At 70.6% G+C, this 20,203-nt stretch carries 24 protein-coding genes; 19 read left to right on the top strand and 5 right to left on the bottom strand.

Annotated features, from left to right (window positions below; genetic code table 11):
* Positions 1-94: 94 nt before the first annotated feature.
* The 5 genes from G569_RS60285 (at position 95) to G569_RS56380 (ending at position 3,629) form a co-directional block, all read left to right on the top strand.
* Entirely contained in the window at positions 95-256 is a 162-nt protein-coding gene (locus G569_RS60285; protein WP_157592693.1) for a hypothetical protein, read from the top strand.
* Between the two features lie 39 nt (positions 257-295).
* Entirely contained in the window at positions 296-553 is a 258-nt protein-coding gene (locus G569_RS56370; RefSeq protein ID WP_053227819.1) for a type II toxin-antitoxin system Phd/YefM family antitoxin, read from the top strand.
* A complete protein-coding gene (locus tag G569_RS0142445) occupies positions 541-945 on the top strand; it encodes a PIN domain-containing protein (protein ID WP_028067908.1) in 405 nt (134 codons plus the stop codon). The genes G569_RS56370 and G569_RS0142445 overlap by 13 nt, the downstream gene beginning before the upstream one ends.
* A 331-nt stretch (positions 946-1,276) precedes the next feature.
* The gene (locus G569_RS63545) at positions 1,277-1,426 is read left to right on the top strand and encodes a hypothetical protein (RefSeq protein WP_157592694.1); all 150 of its coding nucleotides are present in this window, start codon (positions 1,277-1,279) and stop codon (positions 1,424-1,426) included.
* A 631-nt stretch (positions 1,427-2,057) separates the two neighbouring features.
* Positions 2,058-3,629, top strand: coding sequence for an aldose epimerase family protein (locus G569_RS56380; protein WP_084286320.1), 1,572 nt, complete (start codon positions 2,058-2,060; stop codon positions 3,627-3,629).
* Positions 3,630-4,217: 588 nt separating this feature from the next.
* Here the strand turns inward: G569_RS56380 and G569_RS56385 are convergent.
* A complete protein-coding gene (locus G569_RS56385) occupies positions 4,218-5,456 on the bottom strand; it encodes a L,D-transpeptidase (protein WP_169542376.1) in 1,239 nt (412 codons plus the stop codon).
* Positions 5,457-5,974: 518 nt separating this feature from the next.
* Positions 5,975-6,184 carry a hypothetical protein gene (locus G569_RS63550; protein ID WP_157592695.1) on the bottom strand — a complete coding sequence of 70 codons (210 nt, stop codon included), beginning with the start codon at positions 6,182-6,184 and terminating at the stop codon, positions 5,975-5,977.
* A gap of 210 nt (positions 6,185-6,394) precedes the next feature.
* On the opposite strand from G569_RS63550, the gene acpA reads away from it, so the two are divergent.
* From acpA to G569_RS0142490, 3 genes are all read left to right on the top strand, one after another.
* On the top strand, positions 6,395-8,524 hold the full coding sequence (gene acpA, locus G569_RS56390; RefSeq protein WP_211233240.1) for an acid phosphatase: 2,130 nt from the start codon (positions 6,395-6,397) through the stop codon (positions 8,522-8,524).
* A 99-nt stretch (positions 8,525-8,623) separates the two neighbouring features.
* On the top strand, positions 8,624-8,737 hold the full coding sequence (locus tag G569_RS65830) for a glutaredoxin domain-containing protein (RefSeq protein WP_157592696.1): 114 nt from the start codon (positions 8,624-8,626) through the stop codon (positions 8,735-8,737).
* Positions 8,738-8,855: 118 nt separating this feature from the next.
* Positions 8,856-9,128, top strand: a complete 273-nt coding sequence (locus G569_RS0142490; protein ID WP_028067911.1) for a hypothetical protein — start codon at positions 8,856-8,858, stop codon at positions 9,126-9,128.
* A 6-nt stretch (positions 9,129-9,134) separates the two neighbouring features.
* Here G569_RS0142490 and G569_RS65060 read toward each other — a convergent pair whose 3' ends face one another.
* On the bottom strand, positions 9,135-9,950 hold the full coding sequence (locus G569_RS65060; RefSeq protein ID WP_053227821.1) for a collagen-like domain-containing protein: 816 nt from the start codon (positions 9,948-9,950) through the stop codon (positions 9,135-9,137).
* A gap of 82 nt (positions 9,951-10,032) precedes the next feature.
* Between G569_RS65060 and G569_RS0142500 the strand changes: the two genes are divergently transcribed.
* The 5 genes from G569_RS0142500 to G569_RS0142520 are packed head-to-tail and all read left to right on the top strand — an operon-like array spanning position 10,033 to position 14,529.
* The gene (locus G569_RS0142500) at positions 10,033-10,932 is read left to right on the top strand and encodes an ABC transporter ATP-binding protein (RefSeq protein WP_028067912.1); all 900 of its coding nucleotides are present in this window, start codon (positions 10,033-10,035) and stop codon (positions 10,930-10,932) included.
* Positions 10,929-11,657 (top strand): ABC transporter permease, encoded by a 729-nt coding sequence (locus G569_RS0142505; RefSeq protein WP_028067913.1) that lies wholly within the window; start codon positions 10,929-10,931, stop codon positions 11,655-11,657. The genes G569_RS0142500 and G569_RS0142505 overlap by 4 nt, the downstream gene beginning before the upstream one ends.
* Complete coding sequence (locus G569_RS0142510; protein WP_028067914.1) at positions 11,658-12,527, top strand: GNAT family N-acetyltransferase; 870 nt, start codon at positions 11,658-11,660, stop codon at positions 12,525-12,527. It abuts the gene before it with no gap.
* 8 nt (positions 12,528-12,535) lie between these two features.
* Positions 12,536-13,483, top strand: a complete 948-nt coding sequence (gene cysK, locus G569_RS0142515; protein ID WP_028067915.1) for a cysteine synthase A — start codon at positions 12,536-12,538, stop codon at positions 13,481-13,483.
* Positions 13,484-13,491: 8 nt separating this feature from the next.
* Complete coding sequence (locus tag G569_RS0142520; protein WP_211233241.1) at positions 13,492-14,529, top strand: alpha/beta hydrolase; 1,038 nt, start codon at positions 13,492-13,494, stop codon at positions 14,527-14,529.
* Here G569_RS0142520 and G569_RS0142525 read toward each other — a convergent pair.
* A complete protein-coding gene (locus G569_RS0142525) occupies positions 14,516-15,058 on the bottom strand; it encodes an RBBP9/YdeN family alpha/beta hydrolase (protein ID WP_028067917.1) in 543 nt (180 codons plus the stop codon). The two genes, G569_RS0142520 and G569_RS0142525, sit on opposite strands and share 14 nt — an antisense overlap.
* Before the next feature lie 22 nt (positions 15,059-15,080).
* Between G569_RS0142525 and G569_RS56400 the strand changes: the two genes are divergently transcribed.
* The 6 genes from G569_RS56400 (at position 15,081) to G569_RS0142560 (ending at position 18,715) form a co-directional block, all read left to right on the top strand.
* On the top strand, positions 15,081-15,287 hold the full coding sequence (locus tag G569_RS56400; RefSeq protein WP_169542377.1) for a sulfurtransferase TusA family protein: 207 nt from the start codon (positions 15,081-15,083) through the stop codon (positions 15,285-15,287).
* Complete coding sequence (locus G569_RS0142535) at positions 15,284-16,129, top strand: HesA/MoeB/ThiF family protein (RefSeq protein ID WP_084286323.1); 846 nt, start codon at positions 15,284-15,286, stop codon at positions 16,127-16,129. The genes G569_RS56400 and G569_RS0142535 overlap by 4 nt, the downstream gene beginning before the upstream one ends.
* A complete protein-coding gene (gene cysE / locus G569_RS56405) occupies positions 16,126-16,848 on the top strand; it encodes a serine O-acetyltransferase (RefSeq protein WP_037503079.1) in 723 nt (240 codons plus the stop codon). Before G569_RS0142535 ends, cysE begins: the two co-directional genes overlap by 4 nt.
* A gap of 11 nt (positions 16,849-16,859) precedes the next feature.
* Complete coding sequence (locus G569_RS0142545; RefSeq protein WP_028067919.1) at positions 16,860-17,285, top strand: SRPBCC family protein; 426 nt, start codon at positions 16,860-16,862, stop codon at positions 17,283-17,285.
* A gap of 2 nt (positions 17,286-17,287) precedes the next feature.
* Positions 17,288-18,097, top strand: coding sequence for a hypothetical protein (locus G569_RS0142550; protein WP_028067920.1), 810 nt, complete (start codon positions 17,288-17,290; stop codon positions 18,095-18,097).
* Between the two features lie 276 nt (positions 18,098-18,373).
* Positions 18,374-18,715, top strand: a complete 342-nt coding sequence (locus G569_RS0142560) for a hypothetical protein (RefSeq protein WP_028067921.1) — start codon at positions 18,374-18,376, stop codon at positions 18,713-18,715.
* Between the two features lie 33 nt (positions 18,716-18,748).
* On the opposite strand, the gene G569_RS0142565 is transcribed toward G569_RS0142560, so the two are convergent.
* Positions 18,749-20,182: an outer membrane protein assembly factor BamB family protein gene (locus G569_RS0142565; RefSeq protein ID WP_028067922.1), complete on the bottom strand. Its 1,434-nt coding sequence runs from the start codon at positions 20,180-20,182 to the stop codon at positions 18,749-18,751.
* Positions 20,183-20,203: the final 21 nt, after the last annotated feature.

The following is a 20,203-nucleotide window of genomic DNA, read 5'->3' on the forward strand; positions in this document are numbered from 1 at the left end:
GTGGACTGTCCCGTGGGAGTGGCGCGTCGGCGCTCGTGGGGGTTCGACCACGGATCCGGCCACCCGTTCGTTGACCCGTTCGACCTACGCCTCGATGTCGATCGCGGCCGGCGTCAACGCCCACGCCCTCTGCCGCTACATGGGCCACAGCTCCATCGCCGTCACCTTCGACCTCTACGGCCACCTCTTCCCAGGCAACGAGTCCGAGTCCGCCGCCCTCCTCGACGCCTTCCTCGACCGAGCGTTCCTGGCCTGACCCTTGAACTTCGGCGTCCTAAATCCGATAATCAGATTCGTGAGCGAGATCAGCGCTACCGAAGCTTCCAAGCGCTTCGCCGACCTCCTCGACGCGGTCGAGCACCGCGGCGAGACGTTCACGGTCGTGCGCCGCGGCCGCGTGGTCGCGACCATCGCCCCGGCCCGCCGCGGAACCGGAGCTGACCTGCGCCGCATCCTCGCCGAGCACCCGCCCGACGACCGCTGGGCCGATGACCTCGAGGATCTGCGCCGCTTCGCCGGCGAGGCCCCGACCACCGACCCGTGGAACGACTGATCGTCGACACGGGCGTGCTGATCGCGATCGAGCGCGGCCGCCAGATCGACGAGAGCCTGCTCCCCGACGACGCGGACATCGCGATCGCCGCGATCACCGCGTCTGAGCTGATGGTCCGCGTCGAACTCGCCGACGCCCAGCGCCAGCCGGCGCGCAAGGCCACCGTCGGCGCGATCCTCGCCACGTTCGACGTCATCGCCTTCGACATCGACGTCGCCCGCCACCACGCCGCCCTACTGGCTCACGCGCGCCGCACGGGCCGCCCGCGGGGAGCGCACGACCTCCAGATCGCAGCAACCGCGCGCGCAACGCGCCGCGTGCTGATCACAACCGACGCGCAGGCGTTCGACGATCTCCCCGCGGTCGACCACCGCGTAATCCCGCCCCGCTAGCGATCATCACGGAGGAGGAGTCCCAGAGACTCGGAAATCCACAAGAGGAGCACACTGCGTCCCCTCCGGTCCCGTCACGGGAACCCACCGGTGCGCGTCCCACGGGGCGGCGACGAGCGCTCCGCACCACGCGGATTCGAACTCTTGAGCGCGCCAGATCCTGTCCTGTCGAGGTGCTTCACTCGCTCGGGTGAGCCTGGCAGAACCAGATACCGGACGGAGTCGGAGACATCGAGCGGAACGGGGATGGCTTCACCGGCAGCGTCTCGCTCCCGGTCGAAGAGGACGGGTTCTTCGGTACTGCGGGCCATGCGACGAGCCGAGCGAGTTCATGACCGCCGCGCAGCGCGAACGCGCGATGGCAACCCTGGAAGGCCTCGCCGAACAGTACGCCCACGACCTGCTCGGCGACATCCTCGGGAACACCTTCGGGCGGTCCAGTCGGCCGCGGTCACGCAACTCGACGGTGACCATCACCTAGACGCCAAGCACGCCGCCGCCGATCCGCGCGCGGCCCGAGACTGTCGAGGACCGGACCGGCGCGTGATCACACCTGCTCGTCGTATGCGAACCGGCATGCCGTCTACAGCGCGGCGACGTTCTGCCCGGTGTGTGGGCTGCGGCCAACGACCGACATCGGGCTGGAACTGATCCAGCCTCACGGGACATGCCGGCAGCGGAAGACCGGATCGAAGAGGACGAGCGCGAGCGCCCTGCGGGCGGGCGTGTTCGAGCGCCTCGCGGTCGACGTGCTCAAGTCGGTGGTCAGCGTGTTCGAGAGCTTCGCGCGTCAGCAGTTTCGCGAGCGCGTGTCCAACGCCGAAGAGCTGACCTCCGACAGCGGCGCGGACCGTGGCGACTCTGGCGCGTCGACCTCGAGGGTGGCGACCGGCGCTACGTGTCGTTCCGGCGCACACCGAGGCGGCGGTCTCGGTGGGGACTAAGCGGGTCGTCACCGAGACCTTTCCCGAGGGCTGCCCCCCTCATGCTGCGCCACCGTGCTCTACGGCGAGCCCTGAGCGACGGTCACCCACCACATCCGTGGGCCTTGACAGCGGTGCGTGTGAGCACTAACTCTTCCAGCTCGGTTTAGTTGGGCGAGAGGAGAAATTATGCGTGCACTGAGTTGCGGCGTAGCCGTCGTGCTGCTCACGGGGGTGATGGCCGCGCCTGCGGCGGCCCAAGATCCCGGGGCGGGAGACTTGTCGATCACGAAGGCGAGCTTCGGCACGGTCGGCACCCAGCCGATCGACCGCTACACGCTCGCCAACCGCAACATGTCGGTCTCGATCATCACCTACGGCGCGATCGTGCAGGCCGTCAACGTGCCCGACCGGAGCGGGCAGGTGGCCAACGTCGCGCTCAACTTTGCCGCTATCGCCAACTACACGAGGAACGGCGATTACCGGGGCTCGATCGCCGGGCGCTACGCCAACCGCATCGCCAAGGGCCGCTTCACGCTCGACGGCACGCAGTACTCGCTGGACATCAACAACAACCCGAACACCCTCCACGGCGGCTACAGCGGCTTCAACACCAAGGTGTGGGCGGCCACGCCGGTCCAGACGCCGGATTCGGTCGGCGTCAAGCTGACGTACACGTCGCCCGCCGGCGAGGGGTGCACGCCCGGTCGAACCAGTAACCCGCCCTGCTCGACGGGCTTCCCGGGCACCGTGCCCGTCACCGTCGTGTACTCGCTGGACGCCCGCGACAACCTGCGGATCGACTACTCGGCGACGACCGACGCGCCGACCGTTCTCAACCTCACCAACCACTCCTACTGGATCCTCGGCGGCGCAGGGTCGGGAACGACCAACAATTACCAGCTCAAGCTCAACGCCGACCGCTACACACCGATCGACAGCACCTCGATCCCGACCGGCGCGCTTGACCCGGTGGCCGGCACTCCGATGGACTTCCGCGACGTCCACTCGATCGGCGAGCGGATCAACGCGAACTTCCGCGGCTACGACCACAACTGGGTGCTCAACCGGCTTCCCGGCGATAGCACCAGCCTGGTCGAGGCAGCCACGCTGCGCGATCCGGCCAGCGGCCGCAAGCTGACGGTCTCCACCGATCAGCCGGGGATCCAGTTCTACTCGAACAACGGCAACGGGGTGGCGCTCGAGACCCAGCACTTCCCGGATTCGCCCAACCGCCCGGACTTCCCCTCGACAGTCCTGCGCCCCGGGGAGACGTACAAGAGCACCACGGTCTTCAGCTTCGGGACCGATAACGTCACCCGTGCCTACGACGACGCCGGCGGCACCGTCCCGGCGACGCTTGCGCTCACGCTCGGGACTCCCGCGACCTTCGGCCCGTTCACGCCCGGCGCGACGAACACCTACGAGTCCTCGACGACCGCCAACGTCATCAGCACCGCCGGCGACGCGACGCTGAGCATCGCCGACCCGAGTTCAGTCGCCAACGGCCACCTGGTCAACGGCGCCTTCTCACTGCCCGAGCCGCTCCAGACCCGGGCCCGCAACGCCGCCAACACCGGCACGACGTACGCCGACGTCGGCTCCTCGGCCTCGCCACTGACCCTGCTGACGTGGAACGGCCCGGTATCCAACGACCCGGTCACGCTCAACTTCAGCCAGCTGATCAATGCGACCGACGCACTGCGCACCGGTACCTACAGCAAGACGCTGACCCTCACGCTGTCGACCACGACACCGTGATCGCCGGCGGCCGCGACGCGCTGGTTCAGCGCGTTGCGGCCGTCCAGGTCATCCTCGTCGCCGAGCAGCGCAGAGAACGAGCCGCGCACCGCTGCGGTGTGCCGACGCGTCGTCCACGTCGGTCTCGCGCCGATCGAGGAAGCCCATCGGGTCCAGCCATCCCTTCTCGCGACAGTAGACGTCGAACCTGATCTGCGGGTACTGCGACTACGTGGCGTCTTTTCAGCGTGCCGTCGATGTTGCTCCAGAGTCGGTCTGGGCGGTGCTGGAGGACCCGGAGGCGTATCCGAAGTGGATGGCAGGGAAAATCGATGTGCAGCAGGCCATGGGCAGTTGGCCGGCCGCGGGGGCCTCGTTCGATTTCTCGTTTCTTTGGGGACCGTTCCGACGTTCGGGGCGCGCGACCGCCTGCGCAGCCTCGGAATGTCCGGTTATGTCTGGGTAGCCGGACCGCTGGCGAACGCCCGGTCGCTCGAGCGATTGGAAGGACTTGCGGCCGTCGCCGCTCGCTGAGGCGCGAACTACTCCATGTCTCGTCGCTATCGGACGAGCGCGAGAACGCGTGGTGGCCAGCTGCGCCCGGCGGTTCTACGTCGAGTAGCTTTCGAAGCTGCTGCCGTCCGGGCCGGCACGGACGACCCGGTGCAGAGCGCTGCCGCGCCGCCACTGCTTCCAGGACTTGAACCACATAGTCCAGCCGTTATCGAACGTGCCTGCGCGCGAGCTACCGGTGACGGTGACCGGGTCGCCGGGGATGGACATCGCGTAGTAGCTGGCGGCGGCTTCGGGCGACATGTTGATGCAGCCGTGCGACACGTTGGTCGACCCCTGCGAGCCCACCGACCACGACGCGGCGTGCAGGTAGACGCCGCTCCAAGTGATCCGCACGGCGTAGGGGACCTGCATGTCGTAGTCCTCGCCGATCATCCGGACCGGGTTGCCCTTCTCGATCGAGAGGTAGGTGCCGTTGGGCGTATCGTCGCCCGGCCGTCCCGTGCTGATCGGCCAGCGGGCGTAGCGCTTGCCGTCGCGATACACGGTCATGGAATGTTTGGCGGTGCTGGCGAAGACCTTCAACGATCGGCCGATGCGGATCGTCCCGCTGAGATCCCGGGCGCCGAAGACGCCCGGCGCGGCTTGCACTCCGTTGACGTGTGCGGTGAAGCGCACACGCGTGTGCGGGCGCCAGTACCGCCGTGGTCGGAAGTACAGACACAGCGGCACGATGCCGCACGAGTCATCCCAGAACCACGATCCGACAACGCGTCGCGACGTCCGGATCTCCAGCGACCGCTCTACCGCCTTGCGATTGGTCACCGGCTCGTCGAAGTAGAAGATCAGCGGCATCCCTACGCCGTAGGTACCGTCGTTGACCAGGATCGTGCGCGGCGCGAACGTGCGCTTGGGCGTCAGGGTCCGAAAGGCGCGGCGGCGTGTGACGTGCCGGCCGTCCGGCCCGGTGGCCGTCGCGGTGACGCGGTAGGACCGGGAGACGCCGAGCGCCCACCGGCTGCGCCAGACGGTCTTGGCCGCGTTCAGCGTTCCAGCCACCGCGTCTCCGCCGCTGCGCACGGTGACCTTCGCAAGCGTGCCACCGGTTGCCCGCACGATGATCCCGCGATCCGGCCGCACGTCGACGCCGCCACGGCTGGGGGAGATCGACACCCGCACAAGGGACGGGCGAGGCGTGGGACTCGCCGACGCCTCGGCAGCAGCGGCCCGGTGCGACGGTTTCCCGGCGGGAGCGGCCGTCTGCGCACGGCCGCTCGAGCAGCCGGCCAGCACCGCGCCGAGTGCGAGCACAACCGGAAGGGTGGACGCGCGCACGGGCCGCAGCTTACGCGGCGTCACGGCCCGAGCTCCGCCGATCACGCGGTCGCCTGCGTTGGCGGCGACGACGTGCGCAACACGGCATGCTCGGACACGCAGCCTAGTTCGCGCCCCGCGCTTCGGGACCTCCACGTCGTGGGAATCCCAGACTGACCCGACGCCGAGCGATATGGCAGATCCTTCTCCCATCGACGCAGCGGGACAACCGGCTCGACGGCGCCCGCAAAGATGCGCTCCTCGACGGTTCCGGCACGCTGGCCCGGCGCCGGTGACCGGCCCCGGCTGTCGCAACGGACGAGAAGGGACAGTGCTCCTTCGCGACGGACTCGGCACCCGTCTTGACGCGGGTTGTCGGCTCGCGCGTGGGCAACCTGTTCAATGCCGTGTGACCCGGGATGACGGTGAGGCGACCGACGCCGTTCTTGACCGTAGGACTGCCGGGGACCGGCAAGACGACGGCCGCTCGACGCATAGAAGCCGAGCGCGGGGCATGCGGCTCACCAAGGACGAATGGGTCAAAGCGCTCTACGGCCGGCAGACGCCTGATCGAGATTGGGCTGCGCGTCCTCGATCTCGGCATCAACGTGGTGATCGACTTCGGACCCCGACGACGCCGACATCGCGATCGCCGCGATCACCGCCTCTGAGCTGCTCGTCGGCGTCGAGGTCGCCGACGCGCAGCGCCGACCAGCTCGCGCGGCGACCGTCGACGCGATCGACGTCATCGCCTTCGACATCGACGTCGCCCGCCACCACGCGGCCTCCTGGCCGTCGATCATCGCGTGATCCCTGACGACTGGCCGACCGCCCCGGTTGCCTCGCGATCGTCCTCCGAGTAGCGTTCGCTGAGCGCGCGTGATCGTGGGCGGCGGCGCGGCTGCCGCGGGTTGGATCATGACGGAGGTGTAGGAGTGTTCGGCACACGTTCGTTGGGCGTGCTCGCTGCTGCGGCGGCGCTGGGAGCCGGGATGGCGGCGGTCGCGTCGGCGGCCGACGGTCCGGGAGCGGACCGGTTGGCGCAGGTCAACCACGTCGTGGTGATCTACCAGGAGAACCACAGCTTCGACAACCTCTACGGCGGCTGGGAGGCTGTGCGCGGTCGCGGCGCGGCGGATGCGGCCCACACCGTCCAGGTCAACCAGGCCGGGACGCCGTACACGTGCCTGCTGCAGAACGATGTCAATCTCGCCGTGCCGCCGCAGTCCCAGACGTGCACGGACACGACCACCGGCACGTCGTTCGCGAGCCACTTCACGAACGCGCCGTTCGCGATCGACAGCTTCATCGGCGCGACCGCGACGACCTGTCCGGCACCGGGCGTCTTCGCGCCCAATGGCGTCCTGAACGGCACCGGCCTGCCGGGCGGGTGCACGCGCGACCTGGTCCACCGCTACTACCAGGAGCCGTACCAGCTCGACAACGGCAAGCAGGACCGCTACGTCACCGCCAGCGACGCCGTCGGGCTCACGATGGGCTACTACGACACCCAGAAACTTCCCATCTACACCTATCTGCACGCCGCGGGCCATCCGCGCTACGCGATCGCCGACATGTTCTTCCAGTCGGCGTTCGGCGGCTCGTTCCTCAACCATCAGTGGCTGATCGCGGCGCGCACGCCCGGGTGGCCGAACGCGCTCAACGACGGCAGCGCCGACGACCTGCACTCCGTGCTGGACGCCAGCGGGATGCCGACCAGCACGCCGCTGTACACCTCGACGGTCAACGGCGATCGCGCGCTGACGCAGTCCTGCGCCCCACCCGCCAACCGCGCCCCGCTGCAGCCGGCCTACACGTGCGGTGACTTCGCCGTCAACACGACGCAGCCGCCGTATCAGCCCTACGCGCCGGGGACGGCGCCGGCCCGGCGGCTACCGCCGCAGACGACGCCGACGATCGGCGACCGCCTGAGCGCCAAGGGCGTCGACTGGGCGTGGTACTCGGGCGGCTGGTCGAACGCCAACGGCGACGTCGGCGGCCCCGGCTGGACGAACGGCACCGGCACGACCTGCACCGACCCGGACACCGCCACCGGCGCCGTCTTCCCCAACTGCCCGGGCAAGCTGTTCCAGTACCACCACCAGCCGTTCAACTACTTCGCCAGCTTCGCGCCCGGGACCGCCGCGCGCACCGCGCACCTGCGCGACGAGCAGGAGTTCATCGCCGCCGCGAACGGCTCCCGGACGAGCTGTGCGCTGAAGCCCGTCAGCTTCATCAAGCCCCAGGGCGCCGAGAACGAGCATCCGGGCTATGCCAGCGTCACGCAGGGCGGCGACCACCTGGTCAGCCTGCTCAAGGCGATCAACGGCAGCGCCTGCGCCAAGGACACGATGGTCATCGTCACCTACGACGAGTTCGGCGGGCAGTGGGATCACGTCCCGCCGCCCGGGCAGGGCGGCGCGCCGGGCCCGCACGACCAGTGGGGGCCGGGAACGCGCATCCCCGCGCTCGTCGTCGCGCCCCAGCTGCGCGGTGACTTCGTGGTCGACCACACGAGCTATGACACGACCTCGATCCTGACGACGATCGAGCAGCGCTTCGGGCTCGACGCCGTGGCGACGCGCGACGCGCAGGTCAACAGCCTCGCCAACGTGTTCGACCAGCACGGCGTCAACGGCGACAGCACGCCCGTCGACGGCGGCGTCAGCGGCACGGTCCCGGCGACGCTCAGCCTCGCCCTCGGCGTGCCCGCGAGCTTCGGGCCGTTCACGCCGGGTGTCACGAAGACCTACGAGGCCTCGACGAGCGCCACCGTCACCTCGACGGCGGGCGACGCCACGCTCTCCGTCGCCGACCCCAGCACAAACGCCACCGGCCACCTCGTCAACGGCACGTTCTCCCTGCCACAGCCGCTGCAGGCCCGCGCCCGCAACGCCGCGAACACCGGCACCGCGTACAACAACGTCGGCTCCAGCGCGTCGCCGCTGAACCTCCTCACCTACAGCGGCCCCGTGTCCAACGACGCGGTGACGCTGCAGTTCAGCCAGCTCATCAACTCGGGCGACCCGCTCCGCACCGGCACCTACAGCAAGACCCTGACCTTCACCCTCTCGACGACGAACCCGTGAGCGTGCGCGCCGGCCGCCGCCCCCGCGCGGCGGCCGGCGCCGGTCCCCTGCCCGCTGCCCGGCGGCGGACTGTCGACTCGCTCTTCGGATGCGCTACCAATGAGTCCGGTGGCGGACGTGACCCTCTACACCAAGCCGATGTGCCGGCACGGCTTCCGCGCCAAGCGGCGCTTGCGTCGTCACGGCGTCACGATCCACGAGATCCACTGCTGAGAACTCCGCCAGCGGTGGGGGGTGGCAAGGAAAACCTCACCCAGAGGACGGTTTTCCTGTCCACCCCCGCCGAACCGGTCAGCGCGCCGCCGTCGTGAAGTGCGGATATCGTCGCGCCGTGCTCGACGCGGGTCGAACTCGCCGCCGCCCACACTGGCCGGCGACCCCGCTCGTCGAGTGCCCGCAGATCCTCGACGGCCGCTCGCAGGCCCAGGTGAAGGCCCTGCTCGGCGCCGCCGACGACGATCGCGGGATCGACGACTGGATCTACGACCTCGGCACCGTCGACGCGAGCCTGTTCGGCAACTTCCTCTCTGCCATGCCGACCCTTGTCGTCCGATTCGACGCATCGAACCGCGTCACCGGCGTCACCGCTGTCGGCATCGATTAGAGGCGTCTACCGGCGCTTGTCGGCCTGCTTGGAGATCGCGGCGAGCTTGCGCTTGGCGTTGGCGAGGCGTTCGGCGTACGGCGCCTTAGGCGCGTCGGGGGAGGGAACGCAGTAGGCGATCGCCAGCAGCGAGCCGTCGGCGAGCTCGGGGTTGTCCGGGTCCGCCCAGTTGACGCCTGAGACGAGCCACGCGCCGTTCTCCTGATCCGGGGCGTTGTAGTAGACCTCGCCGAGAGAGACGACGTTCTGGAAGAAGCCACCTGAGACGACGGTCTGGCCGTCCGGGCACACGGCCTCGGCGTCGGCGAGCCACTCGTCGTCCGAGGAGCCGTTCGGCACGACGTCGCCCACGACGCGAGTGACGTTCGCGACGCCGCCTGCTCCCGGGTCGCCCTTCGGCCCCTGGACGCCCGGGTCACCCTTGTCGCCCTTCGCACCCGGATCGCCCTTGTCGCCCTTCGCACCCGCAGCGCCTGCCGCGCCCGTGTCGCCCTTGGGACCCTGTTCGCCCGGATCGCCCTTGTCGCCCTTGGCCCCCGCACCGGGGGAGCCGAGGACGTTCGTGCCCGGGTCGCCCTTCGGGCCGGCGGGGCCGGCCGGGCCGGTGGCGCCCGCGGGGCCGGCGGGCCCGGTCATCCCATTCCGCGCCGAGGCGGACAGGTTGGCGGTGGAGATCGTGCCGGCCTTGATGTCCTTGGACGTGATCGTGCCGTCCTTGATCTGCGCGCTGGTGATCTGGCCCGCGGCGTAGGCCCCTCCGCCGCCCGCGAGCATGCCGACCAGTGCGATGCTCACGCCCGCTTTGACCCCGTGCAGCTTCATAGTCCCTTCCCTCCGATTCGGGTACCGGGGGACCGTATAGGCGGAGTCGGATTGGTGTGACGATCCGCTACACATCAGGGCAATGGCGCACGCGATCGAGGTCTCTGGGCTGACGAAACGGTTCGGAGAGGTGCTGGCCGTGGACAATCTGTCGTTCACGGCAGACGAGGGCCGAGTGGTCGGATTTCTCGGACCGAACGGAGCGGGGAAGACGACGACCCTGCGGATGCTGCTCGGGCTGGTGAATCCGACGGCGGGCAGCGCGACGGTGCAGGGGACGAACTACGTCGAGCTCAGCGACCCGGTGCACACGGTGGGCGCGGTGCTGGACGGCGGGATGCTGCATCCGGGGCGCAGCGGCCGGAACCACCTGCGCGCGCTCGCACGCGCGGCAAAGGTCCCCGACCAGCGGGTGGACGAACTGCTGCAACTCGTGGCGCTCTCCGACGCGGCCAACCGACGGGCGGGTGGGTACTCGCTCGGCATGCGCCAGCGGCTCGGCCTGGCGGCGGCGCTGTTGGGCGACCCGAAGGTGCTGATCCTCGACGAACCGGCCAACGGCCTGGACCCGCAGGGGATCCGGTGGCTGCGGGACTTCCTGAGGACCCTCGCCAAAGAGGGACGGGCGATCCTCGTCTCCAGCCACGTGCTCGCCGAGGTCTCGCAGACCGCGGATGACGTGGTGGTGATCAACCACGGCAAGTCGATCGCGCAGGCGCCGCTCAATGAGCTCATGTCGCGCAGCGGCGGCGGGATGAAGGTCGCCGGCCCGGACGTGCGCAAGCTCGGCGACATCCTCTTCCAGCAGGGCGCGGACGTCACCGGCGACAGCGCCGAGATCCTCGTCCGCGACCGAACGGGGGAGCAGATCGGCCGCGTGGTCGCCGAGCACCAACTCGTGATCGCGGAGCTGACGCCGGTCGGGTCCAGCCTCGAAGAGGTCTATCTCGAGCTCACCGGATCGACCGGAGGACCGTCATGATCGCCGCGGAGATCTTCAAGCTGCGCACGACGCGCACGTTCTATGGGCTCGTCGGCGCCTCGCTGGGCCTGGTGCTGGTGATCGTGATCCTGGTCACCGCGCTCGTGAACTTCAGCCCGTCCGACAAGCCGCTGGAGGACATGCTCAACGTGGCCGGGTTCGTCCAGCCGTTCGCGCTGGTGCTCGGCATCCTGGCCGTCACCAGCGAGTTCCGCCACGGAACGATCACGCCGAGCCTGCTGGTCACGCCGGACCGGGTGAAGCTCACGCTCGCAAAGCTCGTGGCGACGCTGCTGATCTGTCTCGCGCTCGGGCTGGTGACGGTCGTGCTGGTGGTCGGGATCGTGAAGGGGATCGGCTCCGCGCGCGACCTCGACACGTCCGGGGACGTCGGGTCGAAGGTCATCGGCGCGACGCTCGCGGTCGGGCTGTGGGGCGCGCTCGGCGTCGGGCTCGGCGCGCTCGTGCGCAACCAGGTGGGCGCGATCGTCGGTTCGCTGGTCTACATCTTCGTGCTCGAGAACCTGCTCCAGATCATCCCGAAGTTCGGCGACCAGCTCGCCAAGTACGGTCTCGGCGGCGTGTCGGGCGCGCTGTTCGGCGTCGACTCCGACAGCGGCGACATGCTCGGCCAGGTGCCAGGCGGTCTGCTGTTCGCGGGGTACGTCCTGGTCTTCCTGATCGCCGGCATCGCGCTGATGCGCGAACGGGACATCACCGCGTAGATGCGCCTGCGCGCCGCCACCCACGAGGACGCCCGGGCGGCGACGGAGCTCTTCATCGCGGGCGACGTCGAGGAGGTCGGCGAGGTGGACTACAGCCTCGGCGACCTCCGGGACGAGTGGGGTGAGCTCGACCTGGCCGAGGACACCCTGATCGTCGAGGACGACGAGGGCACGATCGTCGGGGCGGCCCACTTCCGCGGCGGCGACCTGTTCGGCCAGGTCGACCCGACCCGCAACGGCGAGGGCTTCGGCACCGCGATCCTCACTTGGGCGCACGCGCGCGCGACCCGACGCGGCGCCACGAAGATCCGCCAGGGCGTGGGGGACCGCGGCCACGCGAGCCGCGCGCTGCTCGAGGCCCACGGCTACACCAAGGTCCGCAGCTTCTGGCGGATGGAACGCGACACCGTCCCGGGGGAGACCGCCGACGAGCACGGTCTGCGCGCCGCGCAACCCGCCGACGGGGAGCGGCTGCACGCGATCGCCAATCTGGCCTTCGCCCGCGACGACACGTACGAGCCCAAGACACTGGACGCGTGGATGCGCAGCGAGTTCCACGGCCACGACGTCGACCATGCGCTCACCCGCGTGGCCGTCGAGCGCGACGCGCCCATCGGCTTCGCGCTCGCGCGCCGGTGGGAACACGACACGATCTACATCCCGCTGTTGGCCGTGCATCCGGACGCGCAGGGCCGGGGGGTCGGCACGCGGCTGCTGTGCGCGGTGTTCGCCGCGAGCGCGGCCGCCGGCCAGCGCCAGGTCCGCCTGAATGTCGCCTCCGACAACCCGAACGCGGTCAAGCTCTACGAGCGGGTGGGGATGCGGCAGGCGTGGCGCGTCGACGACTACCAGAAAGCGCTGCCAGACTAGGTCATCCAATGGGCTCCATCCCGATCAACATTGCCGACCACGTCGGCCGCACGCCGATGGTCCAGTTCGCCCGCCTCGCGCCCGAAGGCGGCGCCGAGGTCTTCGGCAAGCTCGAGATGTTCAACCCCGGCGGGTCGGTCAAGGACCGGATCGGCGTGGCGATGATCGAGGCCGCGGAGAAGGAGGGCCGGATCGAGCCGGGCCGCACCACGGTCGTCGAGGCGACGAGCGGCAACACCGGCATCGCGCTCGCCTTCGTGTGCGCGGCCAAGGGCTACGAGCTGATCCTCACGCTCCCGCAGGGCATGAGCCGCGAGCGCGAGGGGCTGCTGCGCCTGTACGGCGCGCAGGTGCACATCACCGAGTCGATGGGTGGGATGAACGAGGCGGTCGCCGCGGCGCGTGCGATGGCCCGTGAGAACGACGTCTTCCTGCCCGACCAGTTCTCGAACCCGGCCAACCCGGAGGTCCATCGCCGCACGACCGGCCCGGAGCTGTGGGAGGCGCTCGACGGCGACGTCGACTACCTCGTGGCGGGCGTCGGGACCGGCGGGACGATCACCGGCGCCGGCTCGTTCCTGAAGGAGCAGAACAAGGACATCCAGGTCGTCGCGGTCGAGCCGGCGACGTCGGCGGTCCTGTCGGGGAGGCGGCCCGGCCCGCACAAGATCCAGGGGATCGGCGCGGGGTTCATCCCGCCCGTGCTCCAGCGCGACCTGCTCGACGAGATCATCGCGGTCGACGACGAGGACGCGATCGAGGCCGCCCGCCTCGCCGCGCGCCGTGAAGGCGTGCTGTGCGGGATCTCGTGCGGCGCGGCGCTGCACGCGGCGTTGGAGATCGCCGCCCGGCCCGAGGCGAAGGGCAAGCGGATCGCCGTGATCCTGCCCGACTCGGGCGAGCGCTACGTCTCCACGCCGTTCTTCGCCCCGGAACCGACGCCGGTTTCAGCATGATCCGCGAGGTGGAAGGACCCGCCGGGGCGCCGTGGGAACGGCCGCTGCACGGCACGCTCGACCGCCTGGTGATCGAGTCGGAGGCGCTCGCGGGGAACCCGCTGGGTGACCCGAGCCGCCGGCCGCTGTACGTCTACCGCCCGCCCGGCGTCGAGCACGACCACCCGAAGGCGCTGCCGAGCGTCTACGTGATCCAGGGCTTCACCGGGCAGCTCGACATGTGGTTCATGCGCCAGCCGTTCGAGCCGACGATGATCGAGCGCGTGGACGCGATGTTCACCGGCGGCGGCTGCCCCGACGCGATCGTCGTCTTCGTCGATGCCTGGACGTCCTACGGCGGCTCGCAGTTCATCAACTCGACGGGCACCGGCCGCTACATGGACTACCTCACCGACGAGGTGGTCGAGTTCATCGACACCACGTACCCGACGCTCGCCGACCGCGACCACCGCGGCCTGACGGGCAAGTCCAGCGGCGGCTACGGCGCGATGGTCGTGCCGATGCTGCGCCCCGACGTCTTCGGCGCGCTCGCCAGCCACGCCGGCGACGCGCTCTTCGAGGCGTGCTACGTCCCTGAGTTCCCGCGCGTGGCGAGAGCGTTGCGCGATCACTTCGACGGCGACTGGGACGTCTTCTTCGCCGCCGCGCGCTCCACCGATCCGCCCAGGAACGAGTGGATGGACCTGATCGAGGCCTACGGCTACGCCGCCTGTTACTCGCCTGATCCGCTGAACCCGGGCAAGGCGCTGCTGCCGTTCGACGCCCACGGCCGGCTGGTCGAGGATGTCTGGCAGCAGTGGCTCGCGTGGGACCCGGTGCGGCTGGCGCCCGCCCACGCCGACGCGCTGCGCTCGATGCGCCGCATCTACCTCGACGCGGGCAAGAGCGACGAGTACTTCCTCGACCTCGGCGCGCAGGCCTTCGCGGCCGAGCTCGACAAGCTCCACGTCCCCCACACGATCGAGCTCTTCGAGGGCACCCACGCCCGCCTGACCTACCGGTACCCCGGCGCGATCCGCGAGCTGGTGCTGGCTATCGCCCCGTGAGCGGCACGGCGTCTTCGCGCGCCCAGCTCTCGACCGCCGGCCACGCTCCGTAGCCGGCGTCCGGGTTGATGTGGCCCTGGCCGGGAAGCACGTCCGTCGGCCCGCTGTAGAGGTTCGCCGCGCCCTCCGGGCAGTACGGGTCGTTGTCGGAGCAGACCAGCCGCGCGTTGCCGAGCAGCTCGACCCGCGGCACCGGGAAGAACCCGGCGAGCTCCTCCGGGACGCCCGCCAGCGACGGCGGCGCGACCAGCAGCACCCGCTCGGCCGGGTGGCCCCCGGCGGCGACGTGGTGCAGCCAGAGGATGCAGGCGAGCGAGTGGCAGATGACGATCGGTGGCTCGCCGATCGCCCCCAGCTCCGCGTCGAGCGCGTCCAGCCAGGCCCGCAGCTGCGGGTGGTCGGCGTCGGGAAGATCGGGGTAGTGGACCGCGGCGTCACCGCTGCGCAGTCGTCCGGCCAGCCAGGTCTGCCAGTGCCCGGGGCCGGAACCTTGATAGCCGTGCAAGATCAGGTAACAAGGGCGCCTCATGCCGGCCGCTACCGTACCCGAGATGGTCCACTCACTCGACGTCAGCGCCCTCCGCTGCCCGATGACATGGGTGCGCACCAAGCTGGAGCTCGAACGTCTCGAATCCGGTCAAACGCTTGACGTCAGGCTTCCGCCCGGCGAGGCGATGACGAACGTCCCGGCCTCGGCTCGCGAGGCCGGCCACACCGTCGAACTCCGCGGCGACACCATCCGAATCACCCGCTCATGAGCTCGGGTTCCTCACGACGCGGCCTGTTCCGCGAGCTGGCCGCCGCCGCGGCGCGGGCCGCCATTCCCGACGAGCCCAAGGCACCGAAGCCCAAGCCGCCGCTGCTCAACGAGGGCGAGATGGAGCGCTACAGCCGCCAGCTGCTCCTGCCCGAGTGGACGGAGCTGTCGCAGATCGCGCTGCGTGACGCGAGCGTGCTCGTGGTCGGCGCCGGGGCGCTCGGCTCGCCGGTTGCGCTGTACCTGGCGGGCGCGGGCGTCGGGCGGCTCGGCATCGTCGACGACGACGACGTCGAGATCTCCAACCTGCACCGCCAGCCGCTGCACTTCACGCCCGACGTCGGCGAGCCGAAGGCCGAGTCCGCCGCCGCCAAGCTCCGGTTCCTGAACCCCGACATCGTCGTCGAGTCCTACCGGATGCGGGTCGACGAGACCAACGCCGCCGGGCTGATCGAGGGTCAGGACCTGGTCGTCGACTGCAGTGACACGTTCGCCACCCGCTACGCGATCAACAAGGCCTGCTGCGACCTCGGCATCGACCTGGTCGAGGGCGGCGCGGTGGGGTGGGCCGGTCTGGTGATGACGATCGTCCCCAAGCGCACCGCCTGCTATCGCTGCGCGTTCCCGACCGCGCCTGAGGGCTCGCTGACCTGCGCGCAGGCGGGCATCACGGGCCCCGTCGCGGGGGTGATCGGCTCGCTGCAGGCGCTCGAGGCGCTCAAGTTCCTGACCGGCGCGCAACCGCCGCTGGTCGATGCCTTCCTCAACGTCGACCTGGCGACGATGGAGACGACGCGTGTCACCGTGACACGCAATCCCGATTGCCCGGACTGCGGCGAGTGACGAGCACACTGCGCAAGCTGCGGCTGGACATCGCCTCGGTGCGCGAGCGCGATCCCGCCGCCGAAGGCGTCTCGACGTTCGGCATCCTCACCGCCTACCCCGGCCTGCACGCGCTGCTCGCCTACCGCGTCGCGCACGCGTTGGACGCCGCGAACGTCCCGTTCCTCCCGCGCGCGATCTCCTACGTCTCGCGCGCGCTGACCGGGATCGAGATCCACCCGCGCGCGCTGATCGGCGACGGGCTGTTCATCGACCACGGGATGGGCGTCGTGATCGGGGAGACGGCCGAGATCGGCGCCAACGTGACGATGTACCAGGGCGTGACGCTCGGCGGCACCGGCTTCGAGACCGGCAAGCGCCATCCCACGGTGCAGGACAACGTCACGATCGGCTCGGGCGCGAAGCTGCTGGGTCCGATCACGATCGGCCACGGCGCCAAGATCGGCGCCAACACGGTCGTCATCCACGAGGTTCCGCCGAACTCGACCGTGGTCGGCAATCCGGGACATCCGGTGCGGATCGAAGGCCGCAAGCCGGAGGGCCCGGACGCCGACTGGGTGCACCTGCCCGACCCGATCGCGGATGCCTTGAAGCAGATGGCGACCCGGATCGCGGCGCTGGAGCGCGAGGTCGCGATGCTGCGCGGCGAGGAGCCCGGCGCACCCGCCGAGGTGGTTCCACTGCGCCCCGCGCGTGGCCCGAGCCCCGCGGGCGGGTAGCCTGGGGCCTCGTGCCCTCCTTCTCTCATTCAGTTGAGCTCTCCCAGCCGCCTGAGGCCGTCTTCCCGTGGCTGCTCGAAGAGGACAAGGTCCCGCAATGGACCAGCGACCTGCAGAGCTACTCGGTCGAAGGCCAGCTCGGTCAGGGCGCCCAGGTGCGCCAGAGCCTGAACCTGGCCGGCGGCCTGCGGGTGACGATGGAGATCGTCCGCTACGACCCGCCGCGCGGCGCCGAGACGCGCTTCGAGACCAACGGCGTGAAGGTGACCAGCGCCTACGTGCTCGAGGCCAATGGCGTCGGCACCCGGCTCACGCAGACGCTCGAGGCCAAGGCGAGCGGGCTGACCGGGCGGATGCTGATCCCGGTCGTCCAAGGCCGCCTCGAGCAGAAGCTGACCGCCGACCTCGAGCGCCTGCGCGGGGTCTTGGAAGGCTGACGATGCGCGCGCTCGCCGTCCTGCTCTTCGCCCTGCTCGCGCTCGCCGCTCCCGCGCGCGCCGACGTCAAGAGCGCGGCCGACGCGCTCGCCGGCGACCCGGTCTACGTCGACCCGAGCGCGGAGCTGGCCGACCAGGTCGACGCCGACGCGCTGCGGGCGCGGATCAAGTCCGCGGGCGCCGCGCCGCTGTACATCGCGGTGCTGCCGGCGAGCGATCAGACCGGCAGCGCGGGCCGGACGCTGATCGCGCTGCGCCAGGCGACCGGGCGCAAGGGCACCTACGCGCTGGCGGTCGGCAACGACTTCCGCACCCTCGGCGATGGCTTCAACGCCGCCGCCGCGGGCCAGACCGCGCGCAGCGCCCACCCGAACGACCTCCAAGCGACCCTGGAGCAGTTCATCGACGCGGCCGGCAAGGCGCAAGACGACGCGGGCGCGGGCGGGAGCGGTGCCGGGGCGCTGATCGCCGTCGTGCTGCTGCTCGTCGTGGTCGGCGGCGGCGCGGCGCTGGTCATCAGCCGCAGACGAGCCCGCGGCGAGGGCGGGGAGGACGGCGTGTCCGAGGTCGGCCACATCGAACAGAACGACGAGTTCGTCCGGCTCGGCGACAGCATCCGCGCGCTCGAGCTCGACGTCACCCTCGGCGATCCGAACCCCGCCGCCAAGGCCGACTACGACCGCGCCGTCGAGGCCTACGCCCGCGCCAACGAGTACAACGCCAAGGGCGCCACCACCGCCGCCGACCGGGCCCTCGACGAGGGCCTCGCCGCGATCGCCTCCGCGCGCGAACGGCTCGCCGGCCGCCGCTGAATCTGTCAACGGTGCGCGACGTTAGGTCCGTGCGCGCACCCTAACGCGGTGCTCATTAGCAAGGCCGGTTTCGACTTTTGTAGGCAGAGGCAGCGAAAGATCTTGGCCGGATCCGCGGCGTGAAAAGGGCACGCCCCGCCTCATCTGACCTTCCGGCCGCACAAGGGAGGCACACATGTCCACGCGCTTCGGTCGCGGCGTGCTCGCCGCGACGTTGCTCACCGCTGCCCTCGCGGCGGCGCCGATGCCCGCGCACGCACAGGGCAAGGCCTGACCGTGCTCCCGCACCAGACCGGCACCGGCATGGACGCCGGCAAGGCCCGCGGGTCCAACGTCTGGTACAGCCGCGGCAACCTGGGCAACGGCTGCCCCGAGTTCCCGCGCGAGCGGGGCGCGGACGGCGCCCCGAACTATGGCGCCACACCGCGCCAGCTGTGCCCGTACGCGACCGCCAACGGCGCGACGATCGTGGACGGCCCGCTCTACCGCTACGACGTGGGCTCGAGCGACGACTCGCGCCGCTGGCCCGCCTATTGGGACGGCCGCTGGTTCCTGCACAACCACGGCGACGCGGACGGCGCGACGGCGTCCAAGACCATCCGCGTGGTCGTCGGCTGATCCACAGTCGGAACCTAAAGGGGCCTGACCCCTTTAGGTTCCGACGACGTAGTCGCGGCGATGGTCCTCGTCGCCCGTGGAGATCACGAGTCGCTCACCGACGCTCCGGATGTCGACGTGCTCGCCGGTGAAGCGCACGAGCCGTTTGCCGGTGCGGCGGTCGTGGACCTCGGCGCCGTCGCGATCGCCGCGGCCGAACGCCGGCTGGTCGCTCTCCCAGCCGACCTGGGCCGCGGTGGCCGCGGCCGAGAAGACCTCCAGGTCACCGGTGTCGTAGACGCGTCCGTCGGCCTGCAGCGCGTCGCCGTCGACGGTCTTGACCACGACCGGAGTCCGCGCAGGGACACCGTCGCGTGCCGTCTCGGCGGTCACCGCCGCGGGCGGCGGATCCACCACGTCGACCGCTCCTTGCAGCCGTCGCGGGGTCTCGGTCAGCTTGCCGGTGCGCGGGTCGACGGTGCGCAGCCGGTCGCCCGAGACCAGCAACGGGAGCCGGTACACGGTGCGCGTGAGCAGCACGCTGCCGTCCGGCAGCCCGACCGTGGTCAACAGCCCTTCCGCGCTGCGCACCGCATGGTCGCCGTCGCCGTCGCGGCGCCACAGCTCACGGCCCGTGAACGCGTCGGTGGCCCACAGGTCGCCGCCGAACTCCGAGTGCACGACCGTCGAGCCCGTCACCGCCGTCGCGTCTTCGCCGCGCTCGAGCACCCGACCGTCCTCCAATGCCCGCACCTCGTAGTGCTCGCCCCGCTTCCCGCTGCGCAGGACCACGATGCTCGCCGGCCACAGCGCCCCGGTCGTCCCCGCCTGTGTCCTCGGGGCGCCCAGCCAGGGCTCCGAGGAACGCGCCGCGTCCGCGCGCCAGCGCAGCGTCCCGTCGGGCACCGCGTGCGCCTCCACGACACAGTCGCCGTCGTCGCAGCGCTCGAGCGCGAACACGTCGGACGACGCGACCGCCGGGATGCCCGAGTCGCCGCGCGGGTCGCGCCAGCGTTGCTTGCCCGTGGCGAGGTCCACGCCGGAGAGCCGGCCGCCGCGATCGTGCACGATCAGCACGCCGCCGACGCGCTGGACGCCGAACTGCGAGGACTCGTTCGGCGTCTCGGCCAGCCGCACCCGCCAGCGCTGCTTCCCCGTGGCGAGGTCGCGCCCGGTGAGCACGTGCCCGCCATCGTCGCGCGTGACGGCGTAGCCGGCCTCCGCCAGCACGATCCCCTCGCCCTCCGGCACCGCCCACGCGATCCCCTGACGGTTGCGGATGTGGTCGACGACCAGCGGGGCGAGCAGCAGCGCGAGCGCCGCCGCGATCCCCGCCGCGGCGATGAGTCGGCCGCGCCGCGCGATCACGCCCGCGGCCGCGAGGCACGCGGCACCGACGAGCAGCGGGATCAGCCCCAAGCCTGCGGCGGGCAGCACGACGCCGACGACGACGCCCACGACGGCGAGCGCTACGGAAAACAGGCGCATCGGGGCGGTATGCCCACCCGG

It is taken from the genome of Solirubrobacter soli DSM 22325 (assembly GCF_000423665.1).
GTDB classification, from domain to species: domain Bacteria; phylum Actinomycetota; class Thermoleophilia; order Solirubrobacterales; family Solirubrobacteraceae; genus Solirubrobacter; species Solirubrobacter soli.